We start from the raw sequence: 23153 nt of genomic DNA on the forward strand, positions 1-23153 counted from the left end.
CCATTATTTACTCAGGATTAAAGATTGATAATTTCCCCCAAAACTATAGGCATTGATGAATACATTTTGTATATTTTGATTGAATAAAGGTTCTGTTACATAATTTAACTCTAATAATGAATCTAACTCTTTCCCAATACCAGAGACTGTACCTGAAAATGCATTAATTGCATCTAGTACACCTAACATACCAGCAGTGGCATGTGTTTCTCCAAATAATGATTTCGTTGCATTAACCATGACCTTATCATTAAATACACTATCAATCACTTTCGCTTCTAAAATATCTATTTTATGTCCAGATCCAGCTGAAGATATTAATTGAATTTCTTCAGGTACTAACCCCGCATTTGTCAGTGCTGATTCCATCGCTCTTTTCCAAGATGATCCTTTCGAGTCAATAGATCCATTACGCGCGTTATCACTTGTCATTCCAAATCCAGATAAAGAAGCATAATGTTCTTTATTTCTTTCTTTTGCGATTTCCTCATTTTCAAGAATAATTGCCACACTGCCAGAGCCTAAGTTCAAACCGCTTCTTCTCCTATCAAATGGTCTTGCTCTCTTGGCAGATAAAAAATCTTTTATTCTTGATGCACCTAATAACAATGTTTCACTAAATTCATCAGAACTTACAATAACTACCTGATCACACACATTTTGTTTGATCAATAAGTTCCCATAATATAGAGCATTAATTCCTGAAACACCACCTGCACATATAGTAGATGTGGGACCCTTGATTTTTAAGTTCATCCCAATATGCCCAGCAGCAGCATTCATTACGGTATTTGGAAATAATTTCGCGCTTGCCTTTTGCGGGCCTTCTAATAGTACTTTTTTGTAGAATGAATGAACTGTTTCCAGTGGGCCTGTTCCAGTAGCAAAAATTAATCCTACTCTTTCACTGTTATTCTTATTAAATCTCAGCTCTGCATCAGTTAGTGCTTGTTTAGCAGTGAGAACTGCTTGTTTACTCAGCTTATCCATTTTCCTGACATAACTTGGATTAATAAATTTCTCATATTTAATTTGACCTATTTCACCTGTAAAGACATTAATCTTTCCATAATTTCTATTCAATAGAGCCTCTCTTTCACCTGATAGAACTTGAAAAACTTCATCAATATTTTCAGCGTTTCCAGCTATCGCTCCAATACCAGTTATCACTACTTTAGGTTCTGGAAAAGATTGTGTACAATTTAAGTTTTCTTTATATTTCCCTAGCAGAACAGAACAATTGTTCCCTCCAAAAGCAAATGAGTTGGATAGAACAATATCTACTTTAGCGGATTTGGCTCGATTAGGTACAAAGTCCATGTTATATTTAGCTACGCTGAAATCAAAGTTAATCGTTGGCGGAAGCATATTTTCTCGTATGGCTAATATACTTGTTATCGCCTCTACAATTCCAGCAGCCCCCAGCATATGCCCAGTCATTGATTTAGTGGAAGAGATTGATGGGATATTCTCTTTCATCAATGAACGTATGGCTTTTGGTTCAGACATGTCATTTGCTAATGTTCCTGTTCCATGAGCATTGATATACGAAACTTCTTCTGGTTTCACTTTCGCATTTTCTAAAGCTGCCCTCATTGCTTGTAAGGCACCCGAACCTGCTGGATCAGGAGCTGTTGGATGATAGCAATCAGCTGACAATGCATAATCATATACTTCAGCTAAAATATGGGCATTTCTTTGTTTCGCTTTATCCTTTCTTTCAAGAACCAGAAACCCAGCACCTTCACCGATATTAATTCCGTCACTTTTTGAAAATGGAGCACATTGTCCATTAGATAAAGCATTCAAGCTATTAAAACCTGAGAGGGATAGTTTAGAAAGCGGATCAGCTCCTCCTACCAAAGCAACATCAATCATATTGGCTCGAATATAATTCAAAGCCACTCCAATAGCATTTGAACCAGCAGCACAAGCATTTGAAATGGTTGTTTTTGGTCCCTTTATTCCCAGCGCTGAAGCTACTACATCAGAGGGCGAGTGTAAAGGATAATGATTGATGAGAGACCCATCCGCCTTTTCAATTCCTTCTTCAAGCCACTGTCTTAGGAATTTTTCTCCATTAATTATTCCACCTAATGATGTACCTAAGAAAATCCCTATCCGATAGGGATCTAATTTAGAATAATCCAATTCTGACATATTAAATGCTTCATAAGCTGAGATTAAAGAATATTTCGAAATATCATCCAAGTGATCTAAGCTATACTTCTCAATAATTTCTTGGTTTATTTTCTTTATCTCTCCTGTATAAAGCCCTTCGAAATCATCATTATTGAATGATGAAAGACTAATCCCAGATACACCCTTTTTAATATTTCTAGAAAATTCATGAATATTTTGTCCATTCGAGCAAATAATTCCCATACCTGTAACGGCTATTTCTTGTTTTATGTACATATTCCTCCATCCTTTATTAAGTTATTTTGTTTGTCCACGACAGTGGAACTACATATGGAGAAGAAATTGTTTTCAGTTGAATAGGACAGTTCAATCTTTCAATTACTACGTCCATCGTTAAATTTGAAACACCTATTTCCTTAGCTATAAGGATCAGGCCTATATATTTTCCTAAACTATAACTATATTCTATCTGGATAATTTCCCCAACAATTTTATCCATAAGCACTACATCCCCACGCTGTATTCCAATATTCTCTTCTACTGAGAATCCGACAACTACTTTGCTGTGATTTTTTCTTTGTTTATTCATTAAGTTCTCTTTCCCAATAAAATATTCTTTATTAGAAGTAATTAACCACTCAACAGCTGCTTCAAAGACAGATAAGCCATTCAAATCAAACTCAATATTTGGTTGGCGTATTTCTAGCATTGTGATGCTCAATGCTTTATGTCCAACTAATATTACATCACCATCTGATTCTTGCTGATCCAATAAGAAATTTACTAGTCCGTTAGCTTGATCAGACCTAATAAATATTTTGTATCCGTACTCTCCTGTAAGACCAGTCCGAGCCAACATTGTACTTTGACCCTCAATCTCTGTTTTACAAAAAGACTGGAAAGGTAGAGCGGATATTTCAAAATCAATTAATTTTTCACATACCTTCCAAGCTAAAGGCCCCTCAACTTGCAAAATAGCAAATTCTTCAGATAAATCTTCTATTTCTACTTGTTGTTTGGAATTATGTTCATTCAGCATTTGAAAAATAATTTCTCGTCTTTCAGGTGAAGTTTCTAAAAGAATATGATCCTCATCTAAATATAAAGTGACTAAATCAACAATGTCTCCAGAATCCTCCAACATCAATGTGAATACCGATTTCTCTATGTCCAAAAACTCGATATCAATTGTAATCAACTCATTTGTAAATTCTAAAAAAGAATCTCCAGTGATTTTAAATAACCCATTCGCTGTAGCGTCATATATGCCCGCTTTATTACGAATAGCTGCGTATTCTTCCTCTACATCTCTATAGTTGTGTACAACACCGTATCCACCTTTATCTACCAACTGATAATTATCAAAAATACTCTTGGTAAAAGACGGGAGTTTCAATGTTTTATTCAAATTTCTCGTCTCCTTCAACATAAATAAAAATATTCTGACGTAAAGCTATTTTTTTCTGGCAATAATAATTTCTCCTTCAGCTACGATTTCCTTTTCTACTGTAACTGAGATGATGACTTGAGTTAAGCCATTTAAACTAGCACCAATTTTCACTTTTATTAGCATTTGATTTCCTGGTACCACGGGTTTTTTAAATTTCATTTTCTTTATAGAAGACAAATAGCCTAAGAATGTGCTCTCTTTTGAATCTTCTAACAGAAGTTGCTCTCGCCCTTCCCTTCTTTCTTTCGTAATTCTTTCTATTTCCCCGGCAGCATATACTATTGCTGCTGCTTGAGCAGCTGCTTCTACAATCAATACGCCAGGCATTATTGGAAATTCAGGAAAATGACCTTCAAAATAAGGTTCTGAAATGGTTACATTCTTAATACCAATCCCACTTTTTCCAGGCTCAATATTGATTACTTTATCAATTAAAAGAAAAGGCCATTTATGGGGAAGTATTCTCAATATGTCAGTTATATTCAGAGATTTATTCAAGTCATTCTTCCTCCTTTGCATGTTTCTCAATGTAATCAGCAAGTTTATTAATGGAAGAAAATACTTCTACATCATCATCATAAATCGTTACACCGTATTTATCCTCAAGGGCAATAAATAATTCTAAGGCATCAATCGAATCCAAGCCTAATCCCCGTCCAAAGATTGGTTGATCATCTGTAATAAAATCCAAGGCAATATCTAAATCTAGCGCCTCTATGATTAGTTTTTTCAGAGAATTTGTTAACTGAACTCTTTTCTTAGCTTGATACAATAATTTATTGATATCATTCATATTTCATGTCCCCTATCCATTGATTAAACCACCATCTACAGTGAAAGTTTTACCAGTAATATAACTCGCCTTTTTGGATGCTAAAAATGCCACAATTCCAGCAACCTCTTCAGGAGTACCAAATCTTTTTAATGGAATCATTTCGAGTATATTTTTTACCATATCTTTAGGAAGGACTTTAGTCATATTTGTATCTATATATCCTGGTGCTACGACATTTGCTCTTATGTTATATTCTGCTAACTCCAAAGCTAAGCTCTTAGTAAACGAGATGATTCCGCCTTTAGAAGCAGAATAATTACTTTGTCCCTTTGAACCAAAAACACCACTTGTTGAAGAAATATTTATAATACAACCGCATTTTTTGCTAATCATTTGCTTTACCGCTTCCCTTGTACAAATAAAAGTACCGCGTAAATTGATACCGATTACTTCATCCCATTTTTTGCTACTCATCATTGAAACATATCCATCATTTGTAACCCCTGCATTATTGACAAGGATATCAATTTTTCCAAAATTCAATTTAATATTTTTGAAAAACTCTTTCACTTCTTCTTCATTTCCAATATCAACTTTGTAAGCGTAAACTTTCTGCCCTATCTCATCAATCTCTCGAATAAGCTCATCCATACTTTCTTTGTTCTTGTTATAAGTAGCAATAATAGTTAATTCATCATAATTAGCAAACTCTTTTGCTATTGCCTTTCCAATCCCTTGTGATGCACCGGTAATAACAACGATCTGTCTACCATTAAACAAAGACATGTCCCCCCATTCTAATTATTATTTCTTCTTTATCTATTCAACAAATAGTTACTAAATATTTAATAATTCTTTTTCATTAGTAGAAATATCCTCTACTAAATTTGTCTTTATTAATTTTTTAAAGTTGCTCAATGCGTCAGTTGAAAAAGAGGTGTAATTTAGATCAAAACTCCTTAATGATTTTGATAATACCTTACCCGGCCCCACCTCAGTAAAGATACTTACACCTTCTTTTGACATCTTCTGAACTGTATCAGACCATAATACAGGTTGGGTAAATTGAAGTTTAATATCTTCAATTATTTCTGTTATTGATGTAGAAACATCCGCTTTACTATTTAAAATTATAGGAATAGTTGGTTTTTTTACTACATTTAAATCCACCTCTTGTAAAAACTGATACTCCGCAGCTTCCATTAATCTAGAATGAAAAGCTTGGCTTACTTTTAAAGGTTTAATAACAATGCCTTCCCTTTGAGAGAGAATCATTTGTAAATCTTGTAACTTATCTTTTTCACCGGAAATTACAATTTGAAAAGGCGAGTTGTACGCAGCAATATCAACAGTATTTTCATGGGCAAACTGAATAACTTCCTCTATTTTTTCTATATCTTTTGAATGAACAGCGATCATTGCTCCTTCTCGTTCGACTGAACTCATGCATTTTCCTCTAAGATAGGTCATTTTTACAGCATCCGAAAATGTCAACGCATTCGCAGCAACTAGTGCAGAAAATTGACCAACACTATGTCCGGCGACAATATCAGGAACAATATTTTTTTCTTTTAATAATAAAGATATTCCAACACTTGCAATTAAAATAGAGGGCTGTGTTATTTCAGTTTGATCTAAGATTTTTTGAGGACCTTTAAACATATATTCTTTAATATCAAAGCCTAATATCTTACTAGACTCATCGAATAAAGGCTGAAAAACAGAATGATATCTACTAAAATAGTCTTTGATCATACCTACATTTTGGACACCTTGCCCGGGAAACATAAATGCTTGTTTCATTTACTCACCTTCTAAATATCTCATTAATTTATCTTTAATTGTCACCGGAATTTTTGGAATTAATTTCCCTTCCATATTTGTTAAGACATGCTTCGTTTTACCATTAGCTACTTCAGCTCCACCTAACCTCTTCTTGATCTTATAATCGAATTCAATTATTCTATTTATTTCAGTTTGCTTTAATACCGTTTCAACAACTAATAGATCACCAAATCTAATAGCATTTTTGTATTTGCAATAGCTCTCTACTGTCATAAAATTAAAGTCTTTAACTAAACTAAGATTAATATTGGCTTCTTTTAGTAATTTTATTCTTCCTTGTTCAAACCACAGAAAGTGTTGAGAACTATGAGTATATCCAGTTGGATCACAATCATGAAATAATACTTCTGTATTTATCATCGTTTTTCTCATATTACACACACCACCCTATTTTATACCGAAAAAATATTTATGATAAAAACTCCAATGTTATTATCAAAGATATTCATCTGTTAAAAAGTAGAATATAAGATCCTATACTTAAAAACAGGAACCCTATAACATATACAGCTATATTGCTGACAATTAATTGTAACAAGATTAATAATACAACGACGGAACTGACACTGATAATTATAAAAAATATACGATTCGTTATTCTGTTTTTTTCTCCAGAACATCTTAACAAAAGGTAGCCTGCTAACAAGGCTATAGGTATGCCAACCCACGCATATTCTAAAATATCTATAAAAATAAATAGTTGAAATATTGCGCCTAAAGTAATGAGTATTCCCGCTGGCAGCAATATCCACCTCGATTGAGCTGTCGATAAAAACAAATAAATTATCATCAATAATACTCCGAAAGGAATAAGCGTAAACATTGGAAAGAAATCCTCGAATGCAATCTGATCTATCCTAAACAACATAACAAAGATCAACAATCCATAGAGCAAAGGAAAATAACCTAGATATCTTTTATTGTGTTGAATAATAATGGATCACACCTTTCTATTTTCTCGAAAAATCAAAACTTTATTTCAATAATCATAATAAGCTTCATATTAAAATGAATCTCCCATTACATTTATCTTGTGTTTTTATTTTGCATCACTTGCTGAACTTTATCAGTAAACTCTTTCTCTTTTTCAGTATCACCAATTTTCCTGTATGCTTCTGCAGCGGCAGCATATAAGTCTTCATTAACGATTCCACTATTTAAACATTTTTGAAAATCCTCTAATGCTTTTTTTACATCTCCACCAAACATGCTTGGAGTATTCAAGTATTTATTTCCTCTAACAAAAGTTGCTTCTAACGAGTCGGATTTTATACTAAAAGCTGTGTTAAGAGAATTTATCATTTTTTTATTAAATGTCATAATTTCTGTTATATTTTCTGTAGAGTCTATTTTCTTCCCATAAGCTGCCGCTAACCAAGCAAAACTATCTGCTGTTTGTTTGCTATTTGCATTCTCCTCTAGTAAAGTAATAGCTTGATCAATTTTACCTTCATCAATTAATATAAATGCTTCTTTCGCTTCTCCATCCATTGTAAAATTATTCACATCTTCATTTTCAACAACTGTGGACTGCTTTTCATCAGCATCATTCAAAGTATTCTCTTCATTTAGCTTTTCATGAGTCTTTTTATCTTCACTATCGGTCTTGGCTGAGGAAATATTGGATTCATTCTGTTGTTCAAGATCTATCTTTCCATTTTTCACTTCCTCGCTTTTAGATATAGTTTGAGTTTTACTATTATGTAATTTACTTTGTTTGTAGAAATAAACCCCAAAAATCAAAACGATTAAAAGAATAATAATAGAAACTGTAATCATGAATGACCTCTTCATTTTCCATCCTTCTTTATTTATTGGAATTTGTTATTAAGCTCACTAATACTTTGAATTTACAAGTTCATCTAAATATTGAGTATTAAATTTTCCAGAAGGGGAGGGTTTGAAAGCCGAAACAATAATAATCTCATCTGGATGCATGTATTTAGGCAATTTTAAATCTAAATAGAATTTCAATTGTTGCTTAACATCTTTATAATTTATCCCTTTAGATAATTGTACAAAGGCGACTATTTTGTCCTTTATATCTTTTTTTTGATAATAAACAATGCACTCTCTTATAAAATCAAGTTGTTCCATTACATCCTCTATATCTTGAATATAGAGTTGATTACCATCCTTATTAACCCTTCCATTTTTCCTTGACAGGATAAACAATTCATTTCGGTCATTTACATAACCCAAATCTCCAGTTAAAAAATAACCTTTAAACATACATTCTGATATAGGGATTGAACTTCCCAAATAACTCTCAATCATCTCTTTGCTTTTTATAGCTATTTCACCAATCTGCTTTACTTCCAACTCTTGTCCCTTGTCACTAAGAACTTTCACGTCTACACCCATTAGTATGTTACCGACACTTTTTACATCAGATGTCAATAAATCACTATTATATGAGATAGCTCCTGTTTCAGTCGTTCCATAAATAGTTGTAAATCTGCAATTGCATAGTTTCGCAAAATTATCAACTAACTTTTTAGAAACACTAGAACCTAAACAACAAATTTCATTGACATGCTTCGGAAGTTGCTTATTGTTATCTGATATGTAAGCAAGAAGAGCAGATAACTCATAAGGGCTTATAATAATAACACTTGGATTAAAGCGCTCAATATGATCGTATAAAGTCTCCTCGTTATACTCCTTAGATTGAAGAATTATCGTATGCCCTGATTGAATATACAAAGTAAATAATGAAAAATGCGCTTTAAAATAAAGAGGTCTTGTATTTAAATACACTTTCTTCTGTTCTCTAAAGTTCCTTAAAGTAGCAGTCTGAAATATATATTTTGGGAATATCACCCCTTTTGGTTTTCCTGAAGTGCCAGAAGTATAAAAGATTATTTTACAATTATTATTTTCTATAGAAACCTTTCTGCTTTGTGACACATCTGTACAGTCTATTTCTTCAATTATCTCGATGTTGATATTTTCAAAAAAACTCCTAAAACTACTTAATAACTTTCTAGTGGTTATCAATACTTGTGAATCTATGTCTTTAAAGATATCCAATAAATCTTCTATAGATGTGTCATTGTGAACTAAAATAATATTTACATTTAAATAATCTAGGGAAATCAGAACTTCTGCCAAATCAATCCCGTTTTCTAAATAAACAACAAAACACGATTTATCTTCTCCAAATTTATTATATAAATAATGGTTTAAAGAAATGGTTTTTCTGAATAATTCTCCATATGAGGTTGTCCTGTTATTGTGATATAAAGCAAGATGATTTTTTTTTAACAGACTAAACATCTTCAAATGTGAATAAAAAATACTCATCGTTTCCCACCTATTGATCAAGCTTCATTTTAAAAGTTGAGATAGCCGTTAACACAGTTCCAATACAAAATAAGACAAAAATATTTAAAAAGATATCTTCTAACCCTTGGCCCCGAACTAATAAATCCTGATATCCTATTAATGCCCATGCATGAGGTGTGATTAATGCAATTTTTTGCATGAATTCAGGCATAATGAAAAGTGGCACCATAGTTCCGCCAAGTGCAGCCAAAGTCAAGACAATCATCATCGATACACCAACAACCTGTGCTTCTGATTTCACAAAAGAAGCTACAAATAGCCCTAAACTTGAACTCACAAAAACCACTGCTACTGATAAAAAAACGATTCCTAGTATAGAATCTCCAAGTGACATTCCAAAAACAAATCTACCAAACAAAAACATTGTAAATACTTGAACTAGTCCAATAATTAAATTAGGTATCATTTTTCCGACCAACAAGCTCATTTTACTAATTGGAGCAGCTAAAATTCGATTAAAAGTTCCTTCATTTCGTTCAGTAACAAAAGAACGAGAAGCGAACAATACGATAAAAAATGCAAACATAACAGTGTATCCTGGCACGCTTTGCTGAAACGAATCTGGATTTTTATTTTTATTACCTCCAGACACATTTACAGAATTTGTTTGAATAGCTGGTTGATTTAATGAGTTTTCTGCTGCGGTTACTAGTTCTTTTTTTATTCCGTCATAATCTATATCTTCTTTACCTTGAGAAATCTCCGGCATTTCTATAACAGTACCGCTTGCTTTCTGAATCTTATCTTGTTCTGCTTGAAGTAACTCATTTGTTTCATTTCTGATTGAATTGATTTCCTCATTAACGGTATTTTTAATATCCTTTATCTGATTATCTGCCAGTTTAGCTACTAAAAATTCCACCGAAAATTCCCTAGAAACTCCCTCTATTGCTTTTTTAATAACAGAGTTTGTATTCGCTTGAGCGGGGTCCTCATAAACATTCATAGTTAACTTTTCATTTTTAACAACTCTAGCTTCAAAATGGTTAGGTATCTGTAAGAGCATCGGGTACTTCCCTTTTTTAATATACTCTTTACCTTCCTTTAGACTTACGTTTTTTTGATCAATTTCAGTTACAGCTTTTATTCCGCCTACTTCATTAATCTGGTTAATAAATTCTTGTGATCGTTCCGTTTTATCTTCATCAACAACAAGAATTTTAACAATATTCCCCCCATCAGAGTTAAAAACCGGCATTAATGCAAAACTCATCACTGTAATAAACATAAGTGGAAGCAAAAAAAGTACGACTAAAGCAGCCTTATCCTTGAATAATATCTTCAGGTCCTTTTTAATTATTGCCCTTAGCTTCATAGTTACTACTCCACCTTAATCTCTCAATTTTTTACCTGTTAGATGAAGAAATAATGATTCTAGATTGGCAGGTAATAATTGAATATTTTTTACAACGATTTTATTTTCGTTTAATACATTCATAATTTGACTTATCACTTGCTGAGGATCTTTAATAATGATAGATAGTTCAGTCTCATTATTTTCATCAACTTGAATGACTGTATCCAATGCCTGTAAAGTATGTATGATAGTACGAGGAAGGCTTTCTTCCAGCTTTATTTCTAATAACCCATCACAAATTATTTGGACTAACTCATCCACTGACCCTTCTTTTATGATGACTCCCTCATCAATAATTGCCACTCGTTCACACATGGACTGGACTTCTTCCATATAATGTGTTGTATAAATAATCGTTTTGCCCATATCTTTCAATACTTTAATCAGTTCATATATACTATTGCGGGATTGTGGATCAATTCCCACCGTAGGCTCATCCATGAAGATAATTTTAGGGTCATGAATGAGTGCTGCAGCAATATTTATTCTTCTTTTCATCCCGCCAGAGTAGTTTTTTATTAATTCTTTTGAGCGATCTTCTAAACCGACCATTTGTAATATCCATTTGATTTTTTCCTGTCTCTGCTTTTTCCCAATTCCATAAAGAGAAGCAAAAAAATCAAGATTGTCATAGGCGCTTAGTGTATCGTAAAGCGCGATATCCTGAGGGACTATGCCTATTTTGCTTTTTATCGAATCATTATGATTAGTTAATTGTTCACCATCAATTTTTATACTACCGCTAGAAGGTTGAAGCTGTGCACTCATCATAGAGATAGATGTGGACTTACCAGCACCATTCGGTCCGATCAGACCAAATATTTCTCCCTCGTATACATTCAAATTGATGTTTTTAACTACTGTATTTTCACCATACGATTTCGAGACATTACTCAGTTCGATCATTTTCTTCATTTCCAACAATCCCTATATATTTTTTTAAATCATGTACTTCTACACCTTGTGGATCAATTGCTAGTGCTGTTTCAATATATTTTCTTGCCAATGCAATATTGTTTATTTCTGTATATGCTACCGCAATATTTAAAAATACTTCATAGTCTCTTTCACCTTCATTTATCAGCCCTAACAAAATCGCTATGCCTTCTTCGCTATTGCCCCCATATTCATCAGGAGTCTTAATTAAGCGAATACCATTTACTCTTCTTACTAATTTGGAGTTTGGGCTATACTCAATTGCTTTTAATATGTTTTTTTGTAACAATTCAAGGTAACTTAATTTTTCAGCAAAGTTCACTTCCCCAGTAATACCACCATAAACCGCTGCTAACCACGCATATATTTCCCCATCTGTAGGATTCTCTTTTTGACACTCTTTTAAAAAGTTAATGGCTTCATCATATTGTCTATTATTGATATACTTGACCATTTGATTTTCAAGTGTTTTCATTGTTCACCTCATAATCCGATAACAATTATACTAAGTTCATAAACTCATTATCTTTTGTTTGTAATGTTGAAGATTCATAATAATCCCAAACCTCTTCGATAGACTTATTTTCATGAACAATCATACTTAAACAGCTGCTTATTAACTTAGGATGTTCGGCATCAAATAAATTACGGCCTATACACGCACCTTTGATACCTGCATCTAGAGCTTCTCTCAACTGTATAAACAATTCCCTACTATTTTCTGTGTTCTCTCCACCAGAAAGTAAGATGGGGATATCAAAAGCTGAAACAGCATCTACTATATTTTGAAAGTTACCAGGATACTGAATTTTCACAAAATCACTCCCTAATTCTCCAGCTAATCTAACACCATGAGAAATTTTTTTGGAAAATTCTTTTCGTGATGCTCCATCTGTTTGATCATGGACATTAATCATCGCTAACACAGGCAATCCCCATTCGTATGCCTTCTCACATACAGCACCTAGATCTTTAACCATTTCATTTTCTTTTTCTACTCCTAAATTAACGTGAATGGATACTCCTACAGCTCCTAATCTCAAACAATGTTCAATAGAAGAGACAATTTGCTTGCTAGATGGATCTTTAAACATTTCGGTTGAACAGGAGATATGGAGTAAAAACTCTATTTTTTTTGTATTTGTCCCCTTGGAAACTATATTTTGAATGACCCCTTGATGAGCAATAATTGCTTGGATGTTATTCTCTGCAGATAAATCTACAAGTTTATTTAATGATCTAATACCTTTTAATGGTCCTAATGTAGTGCCATGATCTATTGGTAGAAATATTGATTTTTGGGATTTGAAATCAATTAGCTTATTTAATCTATGAGCCTTTCCCATCTCTTTTCCTCCTAAAAAAGCATTTATTTTTCTACGATTGTTTCATTGATCTTTACTCCAACATGTCGACCTGTCTCACACACATATGCTAGAATTTCATCTCCAATTTTAAATGTTGTAGCACTTTGAGGTTCTTTATTCCCATTAAAAATCCTAATGTGCCAATCATCTTGAACAATTGTATTGATTTTTTGATTTTGGTACTCTGCTTCAATTAACAAAAGTGGCCTAACTTCCGTCTTTACTCTACCAATAGAAACATTTCTAGTATTGCCATCTACATCGATTACCAATACTTCGATTCCAACTTTTAAGTCCGTTAAATATTTAGTAGTATCTTCTGGACACCATACATAACTGTGTACGGCACCCGCGTTCACTCTAAACGGACGCAAATCCATATATGGTAAATAGTGCGTTTCAGAGCATACCAAAAAACCGCCATTAGATGTTGAACCAATAATCATTGCCTCTTTATTTGTTAAAATGCTTGTCGTATCAATACATGATCTGTAGCCTGGTCCTATATGTTCAATATTAGTGATCTTTGCTTTGACTATTTCTAACTTATTTTTTTCTATATTCTGAAATTGATTTTTAAACTCAAATAATGATTCAACTTGATCAGTCTCAAACAAAACGCCTTCTGAACCAATCTCCATCACATCAAATGAGATTTTGGCCTCCTCTAATGAAACCACATACTTCAATACATCTACATTCGTAGCTTGTAATTTAGCAATGATAAGTTCTAGCGGAATATTAGTAGGGTCTTTAAACTCTGCGATAACGATACTATGATTTGCTCCTATCTCATAAGACATATTCATCGTTTTCTGGTCTACAATAAATATGTAAAAGCCGGTCTTATATCCCAACTTCTTGGCTTCATCTAATAAAACTGTATCTTTAGAAATAATAGTGACCTTATCTTTTTTTAATGAAGATAATTTTTTTAGCTGATCTCTTGTTTCTAGAAATACGGCAATTTGCATTCTCTCTGAAAAATTCACTGCATTTTCCTCATAGGTTTCTGCACTGAATAAAACACCATTAAAACAAGATATTTGATTTGCTGTAATAACAAGTTCTTTTGCATTTTTCCTTCTAGCATCCAACCATATTTTACGTTCCATGTCCTATCTCCCTATTAGATTGAAATATTATTAAAATGATATAATTTTATAATTATTGAAGAATCGATTTACTATCCTAGTTGTTCTATCTACTTCTTAATCATTTGTAATTCATCAAAATACACTCTTTTTACTTTTTTGGAATAATTTTTATCAATTACATCACGAACTAAAACATCAATTGTCTCATTTAAGTGAAACTCAAAAGTATTAATAATCGAATCTGCCAGCTCATCATGATCAACAGTGCTATCTAAAGGCTCAACCTCTATGGTCAAATTATTGTCTGTTATGTGGAATTTATACCAGTTGCCAACTTTTTCGTTTCTCATCAATATTTCTTCTAAGTAGAATGGAGAATAATTTCCATTTGTTAATTTTATTTGATCTGTTTTTCTTCCCCGAAGAATTAGTCTTCTGCTAGTGACGCCACATGGACATCGTGCTCCATCTAAGTAGCCAATATCACCCGTTCTGTATCTAATCAAAGGCATACCTTCTCTTAATAATGTGGTGACAACAATTTCTCCAATCATTCCATCATCGAGCTTAGCCCCTGTTTTAGGATCAATTACCTCTACATAAAGATTCCCTTCTGCCAGATGATGTCCATTTTGTTCATTACACTCAACTCCTATTAATTGAGCTTCTAGAGATCCAAACAATATATTCGTTTTACAGTTCCAAATTTTTTCAATTCTTTTTCTAAAACTATTTGAAGTACCTTCACCTGTTAAAAACATGGAATCTAGTTTTATTTTCCTGATATCTATGTTTTCTCTTTCTGCCATTTCACTCAATATTATTGCATAGGACGGTGTCGTTACTAATACATTAGCATCCCAGTCCATCATGAATTGCAATGCATCTCTCGGATCTGAATAGGCTCCCCCTTTTCCAATCGGTATAACATTACAGTCAAGAGAATTTTGAAAAGAGTGATGAAAAATAAGGCCCGATGAACTCATTTCATACGGAAGTGCGTTTGCAACAACACTTTTTCTAATCTTCCCCAATAAATCCTTATATTGGATAGCTGGATAATATTTTTTTAAATCATTCAATGTTAATCCTATATAAGTAGGAGGACCGCTTGTCGTACCAGTCGATTTTGATACCTGTGCAATTTCTTTATTCACAATCATTTTTTTAAAATTAGCTCTGATCTCATCCTTTGTCGTAAAGGGGATATTTTCAAAAAAATCTATATAGTTTGTTGGATTTTCATTCAGCAAAGAACCCAACTTCTCAGCGTAATAAGAACTTTTCTCCTTTATATATTGCATTAATCCTCTTAAACAGAATTCATGGTATTGATCAAGTTGCTCTCTTGTGAACTGCTCAATACTTTCATCTTCTTCGAATTTATCAAACCATCTGGTTAAAGCATCTAAATATAATTCGTCTTTTTCCCTTTTCAATTCCTTAAGCATGTTGTAAATCCTTTCTTAAAATATTCTTAATAGTATTTGAGAAGATATTTTCTTTTGCTTGATCACTAATTGGCAGTCTTTCAATTTTAAGTTTTTCAACACATGGATCTGAAAGTGGGAATTCTGAACCAAATATAAGCTTTTCAGAGCTGCAAATTTTTACAGCTTCCTTCACAGCTAAATAATTGCCTGTAGATGTTTCTAAATATAAATTATCTAGTTCCTTCGCATACTCCATTGCTTCTTGATCTGATGGACCAAACCCTAAATGTCCAATAATAAAAATTGTATGCGGAAACTCCTTTGCTAGTGTTGCTACAGCAGATACACTTGCACTTGGATGAAATAACGTATGTGTATAAACAGGTAAATCTAATTGTCCACAATAATCAACAATTGATTTTGATACTTTTCCCAGAAGAGAGAATTGGAATACTATAGGCGAAAATTTCATACCATGGAATCCTGCCTTTTTAAACTCATCTATTTTGGTTAAACAGTGATTTGTTCCTTTATTCGGATCTACAATAAAAAATCCTTTAAACTTATCAGGGTATTTTGTAATGAGATCTTGCACAACTTGATTTGGTGGTTCTTCTACTTTAGGAAATTCTTTCCCAGTTACATATTTTGTCATTATTCTAACATCAATCATTCCACCTGGTACAAGCACTGCTTTATCAATATTAGCATCCTTCATTGCAGCTTCTAAAGCTTCTAAATTCGAATAACTTTCGTTTGAAATATGAACATGTCCATCAATGATCAATGTCTCCACCTCATTAAATATTTATTTGTACTATAATCAGATTCATTGTTTTAATGTCTAAGTTTCTATTTATTTTTTATTACTCGCACAACTTTAGTAAACTGTCTTTCCATTTTTAAGTTTACTTGCACATCACATGGAATCCCTGCTTTACTAAACATATGCCTTTTGACAGAAGACACAAGTTCATTTAAGTAATCTTCACTAATATTTTTACTTTTCGGCTCGATTTCTATGATTAATTTCTCATCTTCTACAATTAACTGATACCATAATCCAACCTCTTTATGCATTAATAAGAAATGTTCAATAGCAATTGGATTATACTCAACACCTTCTACTAAAATTGTGCTCCCTTTTCTTCCTCTTAAATACAATTTCTTGAGTCCATTTTCTTTATTTGAATCTTGCAGAAAGCCAAGATCACCTGTTCTATACCGAATAAAAGGCATTCCCTCTTTCAATAAGGTAGTGATCACAATTTCCCCCAGTTGATTATCCTTTACTGGTTCTAAAGTTTCAGGATTAACAACTTCTACATAGTTTCCTCCTTCGAGCAAGGTATAATAAGATTGACTATCTTTTTGAACTCCTACTAACCCACATTCTGTTGAACCGTAAATAAACTCTATTTCAACATTCCACATTTCTTTTAATCTACTGAGAAAAGTAGTAGAACATCCTTCTCCTGTTAAAATTAATTTCCTCACCTTTAGTTCATTGTTAACATCGATCCCTAATTCCTCAGCCATTTCTAACAGGATTGAAATATACGATGGTGTAGTTATTAATATCGTTGCATTTAGATCTTTTAAGATGATTGTTGATCTTTTCGGTGGTGCCATATACCCGCCTTTTCCCAATGAGACAATAGAAGTTTCGTAACCTATTTGAAACATTCTATGAAACCCTAAAGCCGGCTGGGCTAATTCATAAGGAAGCGCAATTGCAACTACATCTGAGGCATGTATATCTGTAAAAATATTTGTTTTATATTTTGGAATTGTCTCGTGTACATACATATCATCTAGTGTTAAACATGTATAAATAGATTTTCCTGATGTTCCTGAAGTGGAATGGTATTGAGCAATAAGCTCTTGATTGACACATAAAATTTCATGTAGGTTATCATAAAGATGTTTTTTTTCTAAGAAGGGAAGTTTAGCAAAATCTTCTAAGGAGAAATTATAAAAATCCTTATCTAATAAGTTTCCGTAAAACTCCTGATAATGTTTATTATTATCCATTGCATATCTAAGCAACTTTTGTAACATTTCAAGGTGATATTCTTGTTTTTCATGTATCAATATACTCTCAAAATCCCTTCCTTCTTCTTTCAATTTTTCATTAAACTTGGCAGCGTAAGAAATAAACTCATTTGTTGTTTTTTTTGAGCGAGAATCATCAAGGATTATCATGTAACCAACTCCTTTTCGGAAGAAACTTCTAGTTCCCCATAATATTTTCCAATGTATTTGACGGATGATTGTTTTCAATATACCTAGGCTTTACGCTTACTGTGTTACTTAATAAAGTATCAATATCAAATAAATTGTTTACGAAATAAACTTTGATTTCAGTATTGGGAATCTTATTATTTAAATGTCTTACGATTTCCTGTTTGTTTATCTCTTTTACTGTTTCATATTGAAAATAAAAAACTAGATGTTTCTCATTAATTTTTAATTTCCAATCAAAAGGAACTTTCGGTAATCCATAAACAATTTCATGAATATCAGCACTGTTATAAAATAATCCATTTAACACCACTCTTTCCGATGCTCTGCCATGAATTCTAATTTCGTAATCTGTAGTACCACACTTACATTGATTATTATGTAAAGAGACAATGTCATTTGTAACAAACCTTAACTTTGCAGACCCTTCAATATTTAAGGATGTTACTACAGCAATCCCCTTTTCGCCTTCTTTTTTTCTATTTTTTAATTCATCGTCAAACACTTCAATAAAATAATCAGAGGAATTGAAATGGAATTTTCCGTATTCACAATGGGTCGCTATATTACCTAGCTCCGTCATCCCATACATCAATCTAACTGGTGTATTCCATAGTTTTTCTAAATGCATAATCCTATTCTTGGTAACTAACTCCCCTGATAAAATAATTAATCGCATATTTTTTTTGATTTTTTCAAAATTAGTGTGAGTATATTTTGCCGTTTCAGCTAATAATTCTAATTCACGTGGTAATCCTGCAAAGACGGTTACTTCTAACTCCTCAAGCAACGACAAAACCTTAGGATAAGTGGCAATAGAGTTTCTGCTGCTAGCTGGAATCAAATTAGCGCCTGATTGATAAACTGTTTCCTGCATAAAGTAAGCTGGAAGTGATAGTGAAAATGGAAATCGAATCAATACATTATCACTGTTAATTATTTGAATTCCTCTTGAAAGTATGCTTTTGGCATTTGAAATAATATCGTTTCTCGTTAACCAAGAATAGGATTGCACACCAGATGTTCCCGAAGATTCATGATAGTTTACGCTCTGATCAGAATCGCAAGTTATTATATCCTTCTTACCTATGGATGTTAGGTCGTTTTTGAATGTAAAAGGTAATTCATCCAGTTTTAAATTATGTAAATTTTCTATAACTGATTCATTTAATTTTTTTTGGTAATATTTAGATTTAATTGCTCTTTCTACAACGATTTTCAATGCATTACTATCGTACTCCATAAACTTTCTCCTCTCCAAAAAGTACATCATCAGATGGTAGTATAAAAAGTGGTTAAAATGTAAAAATAAATATAATATTGATTATAAAGGTTATTATTTATATTTTTAACAATTTTTATTGTGAATTAGCTAATATGAGTTGTCAACAGAATTGGGAATTTATTAACATTTACAAAATATAAATTAACAAAAATATAAATTAAAATTTACATTATTTACATTCCTCTACAGAAAAGCGATGCTGTTATTTGGAAATAAGACTTCGTTCAAAATCGTCTACGAACCTTGGTTTTATTTACAATATGATTAAGCTTTTCTTAAAAATCAAACATATATGACTTCATAAAACCAAACACCGTTTTTTATTAAATAACTTGCTTTTTCATGATGACGCAAAAAAACAGCACCCTTATAAAGAGTGCTGGTTCCTATTTACTGCTTCACTGGTAGTTCACTTTCGGCAATGACGATGCCATCTTCATCGGCATAAACGTAGTGGCCTGGTTTCCAGTCAACGTCACCGAATTGAACGAGAATATTGCTTTCGCCTTCGCCTTTTTTAATACTTTTTAACGGGTTGCTGCCGATCGCCATGACACCGATATTTTGCTCGGAGAGGTCAGCTGTGTCACGTACGCAGCCATAAACGATGACTCCAGCGAGTTGCCGCTCTTCAGCAATCGCTCCGAGACGATCTCCAAGCAAGGCGCAATTTCTTGACCCGCCGCCGTCGACCACGAGAACATGCCCGGCTGGAATGGTTTCTAATGCTTGTTTAATAAGCACATTATCTTCAAACACTTTAACTGTAGAAATTGGACCGGAAAAACGTTTTTTTCCGCCATAAGACTTCATTTCCAACTTACAAACCTTTAGTTGTTCTGCGAAATCATCGCATAAATCTGCTGTTTTCACCATTAAAATCTCCCCTTTCCTCATCGCTGTACTTATTCGACAATTTCCCGGTTTTTCCTCTTTATGCATAGGAATGAAGTCCAGATATAACTAAATTTACAAATACTTGATTGAACATAATAATACCGAAACCAACGATCGCCATCCAAGCCGTTTTTTCGCCTTCCCAACCACGTCCGAGTCTCAAGTGTAATAAGGCAGCATAGAACAAAAAGGTGATAAGAGCCCATACTTCCTTCGGATCCCAGCCCCAGAATCGACTCCAAGCCATTTGTGCCCAAATCATCGCAAAAGCTAAACCGCCAAGAGCAAATAACGGAAAGCCAACAACAATCGCTCGGTAAGAAATTTCATCCATCAAATCCGCATTGACTTTGCTCGTCCATGGACTCAGTAAAGTAAAAATTCTCTTTCTTGTGATTAAGCGAATAAGCACATACAAAATCGTGCCAGTGAAAAATGACCAAAGGACTGTATTTAATTTTTTCGCGTCGATACTTGCTGGAATCTCCATGAGACCACTTTGTTGCTTCGTCTCTTCGTATTCATTTTCCCCCGTCTTATTGACAACGATGGCATTGTTAGGGGCCGTGATCGCAGGCAAAGTATACTCTGCCACTTCCGCTTGTTTTTTCTGATTTTCGAATTGCATATACTTGGAATAACCGGCTACGTTAAAGGTAGTGGTAATCGTAATAAACCCGACAACGACGACTAGAAAATACATCACTAATTCTAAAAAGAAAGGTCTCTTCCCTTTTGCTTGTGGATCGATCGTTTTTAGTAAATAAATGACTCCTGTGATAAAAGAAATCGATAAAACAGAACTCGCAAACGCAACGGTGATTACATGGATCGTTAACCATTCACTTTGCAAAGCCGGAATGAGCGGCGACACATCTTTAGAGAAAGCGTTTGCGTAACCGAGTACAAGCAAAGCAATCGGTAAAACAAACAAGCCAATGACGGGCTGACGATACATAAAATAAATGATTAAAAAACTTCCTACTAACATGATGCCGAAAAATGTCATAAATTCATACAAGTTACTGACAGGCGCGTGACCCGCAGCATACCATCTAGTGATAAAGTAAACGATTTGCAAAACAAAACCTACGGCCGTAAGTGATATCCCTATTTTAGCAAATAGGCTCTTTTTTGACTTGACCGAGAGTGCTAAAGGGATAATGGCGATTAAATACAAGATAAACGAAATATACAATGATGTACTGCTCCATTGAATGATAGTTGTTGTAGACATTTTCTCTCTCCCATGTATGTTTATTTACATTCTAACATACCACGTTTCCCCTATTCCGACTATTTAGAAGAATTGAAAAAGCTGCCCGATTGGACAGCTTTCTACTTTATAATTGGCTCTTTTCTATTAATAGCTCTTTTCCTGCGATGCCAGGGTCAGTCATTTCATACGGATGTAAAATAATGTTCAACTGTTCATGCGTAAGAACGCCGCGAGCCACACAAATTTCGCGTACGGATTTGCCTGTATCAATCGCTTCTTTCGCAATAGATGCCGCGATTTCATAACCGACATGCGGATTGATAGCTGTAATAATTCCTACGCTGTTATTGACGTAGTTTTCCATCCGCTCCACATTGGCTTGAATACCTTCTAAGCAATATTGACGGAAAACAGTAAAGACATTTGTCATAATTTTGACCGATTGCAATAAGTTAAACACAAGCACAGGTTCCATGACATTTAATTCAAATTGCCCTGCTTCTGAAGCGAGACAAATGGTGTGATCGTTACCAATAACTTGAAATGCGACTTGATTCAGCACTTCTGCCATTACCGGATTGACTTTCCCAGGCATGATCGATGAGCCTGGCTGGCGTGCCGGCAAGATAATTTCTCCTAAGCCTGCACGCGGACCGGATGCCATCATCCGTAAGTCATTTGCTACTTTAGACATGTTCATCATACAAACCTTTAAAGCAGCCGACACTTCTAAATAGGCATCCGTATTTTGCGTGGCATCTACTAAATGAGACGCCTGGACAATTGGAAATCCGCTGTTTATCGCTAAATATTCCACTACTTTTTCAATATAAAGTGGCTCCGCATTTAATCCAGTTCCCACAGCGGTCGCTCCCATATTCACCTCGTATAAGTGCTGTAAAGACATTCCCACGCGGTCAATATCACGGCTTAATACGCGTGCATAAGCTTCAAATTCTTGTCCTAGTCGAATCGGCACGGCATCTTGAAGATGGGTACGTCCCATTTTTAATATATGATTGAACTCTAACGCTTTATCATGAAAGGCTGCATGCAACTGTTTCATCACTTCAAGCAAGATCTTTACTTTTTCAATAACAGAAATATGAATCGCTGTCGGAAACGCATCATTCGTCGACTGCGCCATATTGACATGCGTGTTAGGTGAAACGACTTTGTAGTTTCCTTTTTCCTCACCTAAAATTTCTAGTGCCCGGTTAGCAATGACTTCATTGCTGTTCATATTGATGGACGTTCCTGCTCCCCCTTGAATTGGATCAACGATAAATTGATCGTGAAGCTGTCCAGCGATAACTTCCTCTGCTGCTTGAATAATAGCCGCCGCGATCTTTTCATCTAGCGAACCAACATCCCGATTGGCTTGAGCAGCTGATTTCTTTACGATCCCTAATGCTTTAATTAAGCTTTCATCAATTTGGTAGCCTGTAATTGGAAAGTTTTCCACAGCTCGTAATGTCTGCACCCCATAATACGCTTGTGCAGGTACTTCTTTTTCCCCTAAAAAATCTTTCTCTACCCGAAACAACAGTTGTTCTCCCATAAAAGTCACTCCTTAGTATATGTATATCCTCAAGAACCGGACCATGTGAATAAAAGTGGAGGATATCTCCCAAGCCTATCTTACCATTATTACTTATGGAAAAATACCCAGAAAGTTTTGATTAATAAAATAATAATGATTGATAAAGAGCTTGCTAATGTGATTGAAAAAGACAGTATGAAGAAATGCACCTGATG

General features: G+C 33.8%; 21 protein-coding genes. All 21 read right to left on the reverse strand.

The features are described from left to right. Positions 1-3: 3 nt before the first annotated feature. On the reverse strand, positions 4-2418 hold the full coding sequence (locus IRB43_RS13025) for a beta-ketoacyl-[acyl-carrier-protein] synthase family protein (protein ID WP_203363918.1): 2415 nt from the start codon (positions 2416-2418) through the stop codon (positions 4-6). Positions 2419-2434: 16 nt separating this feature from the next. Then, positions 2435-3550, reverse strand: coding sequence for an aminomethyltransferase family protein (locus IRB43_RS13030; protein ID WP_203363919.1), 1116 nt, complete (start codon positions 3548-3550; stop codon positions 2435-2437). Between the two features lie 45 nt (positions 3551-3595). Beyond that, positions 3596-4090: a 3-hydroxyacyl-ACP dehydratase FabZ gene (gene fabZ / locus IRB43_RS13035; RefSeq protein WP_238942004.1), complete on the reverse strand. Its 495-nt coding sequence runs from the start codon at positions 4088-4090 to the stop codon at positions 3596-3598. 1 nt (position 4091) lies between these two features. Further along, a complete protein-coding gene (locus tag IRB43_RS13040) occupies positions 4092-4385 on the reverse strand; it encodes a phosphopantetheine-binding protein (RefSeq protein WP_203363920.1) in 294 nt (97 codons plus the stop codon). A 12-nt stretch (positions 4386-4397) separates the two neighbouring features. After that, positions 4398-5147, reverse strand: coding sequence for a 3-oxoacyl-[acyl-carrier-protein] reductase (gene fabG / locus IRB43_RS13045; RefSeq protein WP_203363921.1), 750 nt, complete (start codon positions 5145-5147; stop codon positions 4398-4400). A 57-nt stretch (positions 5148-5204) separates the two neighbouring features. Beyond that, the gene (gene fabD / locus IRB43_RS13050) at positions 5205-6170 is read right to left on the reverse strand and encodes an ACP S-malonyltransferase (protein ID WP_203363922.1); all 966 of its coding nucleotides are present in this window, start codon (positions 6168-6170) and stop codon (positions 5205-5207) included. Beyond that, positions 6171-6584 (reverse strand): acyl-CoA thioesterase, encoded by a 414-nt coding sequence (locus IRB43_RS13055; RefSeq protein WP_203363923.1) that lies wholly within the window; start codon positions 6582-6584, stop codon positions 6171-6173. It lies immediately after the preceding gene. Between the two features lie 654 nt (positions 6585-7238). Beyond that, positions 7239-7991, reverse strand: a complete 753-nt coding sequence (locus IRB43_RS13060; protein WP_203363924.1) for a tetratricopeptide repeat protein — start codon at positions 7989-7991, stop codon at positions 7239-7241. A gap of 57 nt (positions 7992-8048) precedes the next feature. Beyond that, positions 8049-9518 (reverse strand): class I adenylate-forming enzyme family protein, encoded by a 1470-nt coding sequence (locus IRB43_RS13065; RefSeq protein ID WP_203363925.1) that lies wholly within the window; start codon positions 9516-9518, stop codon positions 8049-8051. Between the two features lie 10 nt (positions 9519-9528). After that, positions 9529-10875 carry an ABC transporter permease gene (locus IRB43_RS13070; protein ID WP_203363926.1) on the reverse strand — a complete coding sequence of 449 codons (1347 nt, stop codon included), beginning with the start codon at positions 10873-10875 and terminating at the stop codon, positions 9529-9531. Between the two features lie 15 nt (positions 10876-10890). Further along, positions 10891-11832 (reverse strand): ABC transporter ATP-binding protein, encoded by a 942-nt coding sequence (locus tag IRB43_RS13075; protein ID WP_203363927.1) that lies wholly within the window; start codon positions 11830-11832, stop codon positions 10891-10893. Next, positions 11807-12328 (reverse strand): tetratricopeptide repeat protein, encoded by a 522-nt coding sequence (locus tag IRB43_RS13080; RefSeq protein WP_203363928.1) that lies wholly within the window; start codon positions 12326-12328, stop codon positions 11807-11809. Before IRB43_RS13080 ends, IRB43_RS13075 begins: the two co-directional genes overlap by 26 nt. Before the next feature lie 25 nt (positions 12329-12353). Then, complete coding sequence (locus IRB43_RS13085) at positions 12354-13199, reverse strand: class I fructose-bisphosphate aldolase (RefSeq protein ID WP_203363929.1); 846 nt, start codon at positions 13197-13199, stop codon at positions 12354-12356. Positions 13200-13222: 23 nt separating this feature from the next. Further along, a complete protein-coding gene (locus IRB43_RS13090) occupies positions 13223-14335 on the reverse strand; it encodes a 3-dehydroquinate synthase II domain-containing protein (protein ID WP_203363930.1) in 1113 nt (370 codons plus the stop codon). A gap of 89 nt (positions 14336-14424) precedes the next feature. Then, positions 14425-15768 (reverse strand): phenylacetate--CoA ligase family protein, encoded by a 1344-nt coding sequence (locus IRB43_RS13095; protein ID WP_203363931.1) that lies wholly within the window; start codon positions 15766-15768, stop codon positions 14425-14427. Then, a complete protein-coding gene (locus IRB43_RS13100; protein ID WP_203363932.1) occupies positions 15761-16537 on the reverse strand; it encodes an amidohydrolase family protein in 777 nt (258 codons plus the stop codon). The genes IRB43_RS13095 and IRB43_RS13100 overlap by 8 nt, the downstream gene beginning before the upstream one ends. A 65-nt stretch (positions 16538-16602) precedes the next feature. Then, positions 16603-17955, reverse strand: a complete 1353-nt coding sequence (locus IRB43_RS13105) for a phenylacetate--CoA ligase family protein (protein WP_203363933.1) — start codon at positions 17953-17955, stop codon at positions 16603-16605. A 28-nt stretch (positions 17956-17983) separates the two neighbouring features. Then, positions 17984-19237, reverse strand: a complete 1254-nt coding sequence (locus tag IRB43_RS13110; RefSeq protein WP_203363934.1) for a phenylacetate--CoA ligase family protein — start codon at positions 19235-19237, stop codon at positions 17984-17986. A 432-nt stretch (positions 19238-19669) separates the two neighbouring features. Next, positions 19670-20155, reverse strand: a complete 486-nt coding sequence (gene rraA / locus IRB43_RS13115) for a ribonuclease E activity regulator RraA (protein ID WP_203363935.1) — start codon at positions 20153-20155, stop codon at positions 19670-19672. 58 nt (positions 20156-20213) lie between these two features. Then, positions 20214-21398: a c-type cytochrome biogenesis protein CcsB gene (gene ccsB, locus IRB43_RS13120; protein ID WP_203363974.1), complete on the reverse strand. Its 1185-nt coding sequence runs from the start codon at positions 21396-21398 to the stop codon at positions 20214-20216. A 121-nt stretch (positions 21399-21519) separates the two neighbouring features. Then, entirely contained in the window at positions 21520-22956 is a 1437-nt protein-coding gene (aspA, locus tag IRB43_RS13125; protein WP_203363936.1) for an aspartate ammonia-lyase, read from the reverse strand. Between the last annotated feature and the right edge of the window lie 197 nt (positions 22957-23153).

It is taken from the genome of Bacillus sp. REN10 (assembly GCF_016820555.1).
Classification (GTDB): domain Bacteria; phylum Bacillota; class Bacilli; order Bacillales; family Domibacillaceae; genus Bacillus_CE.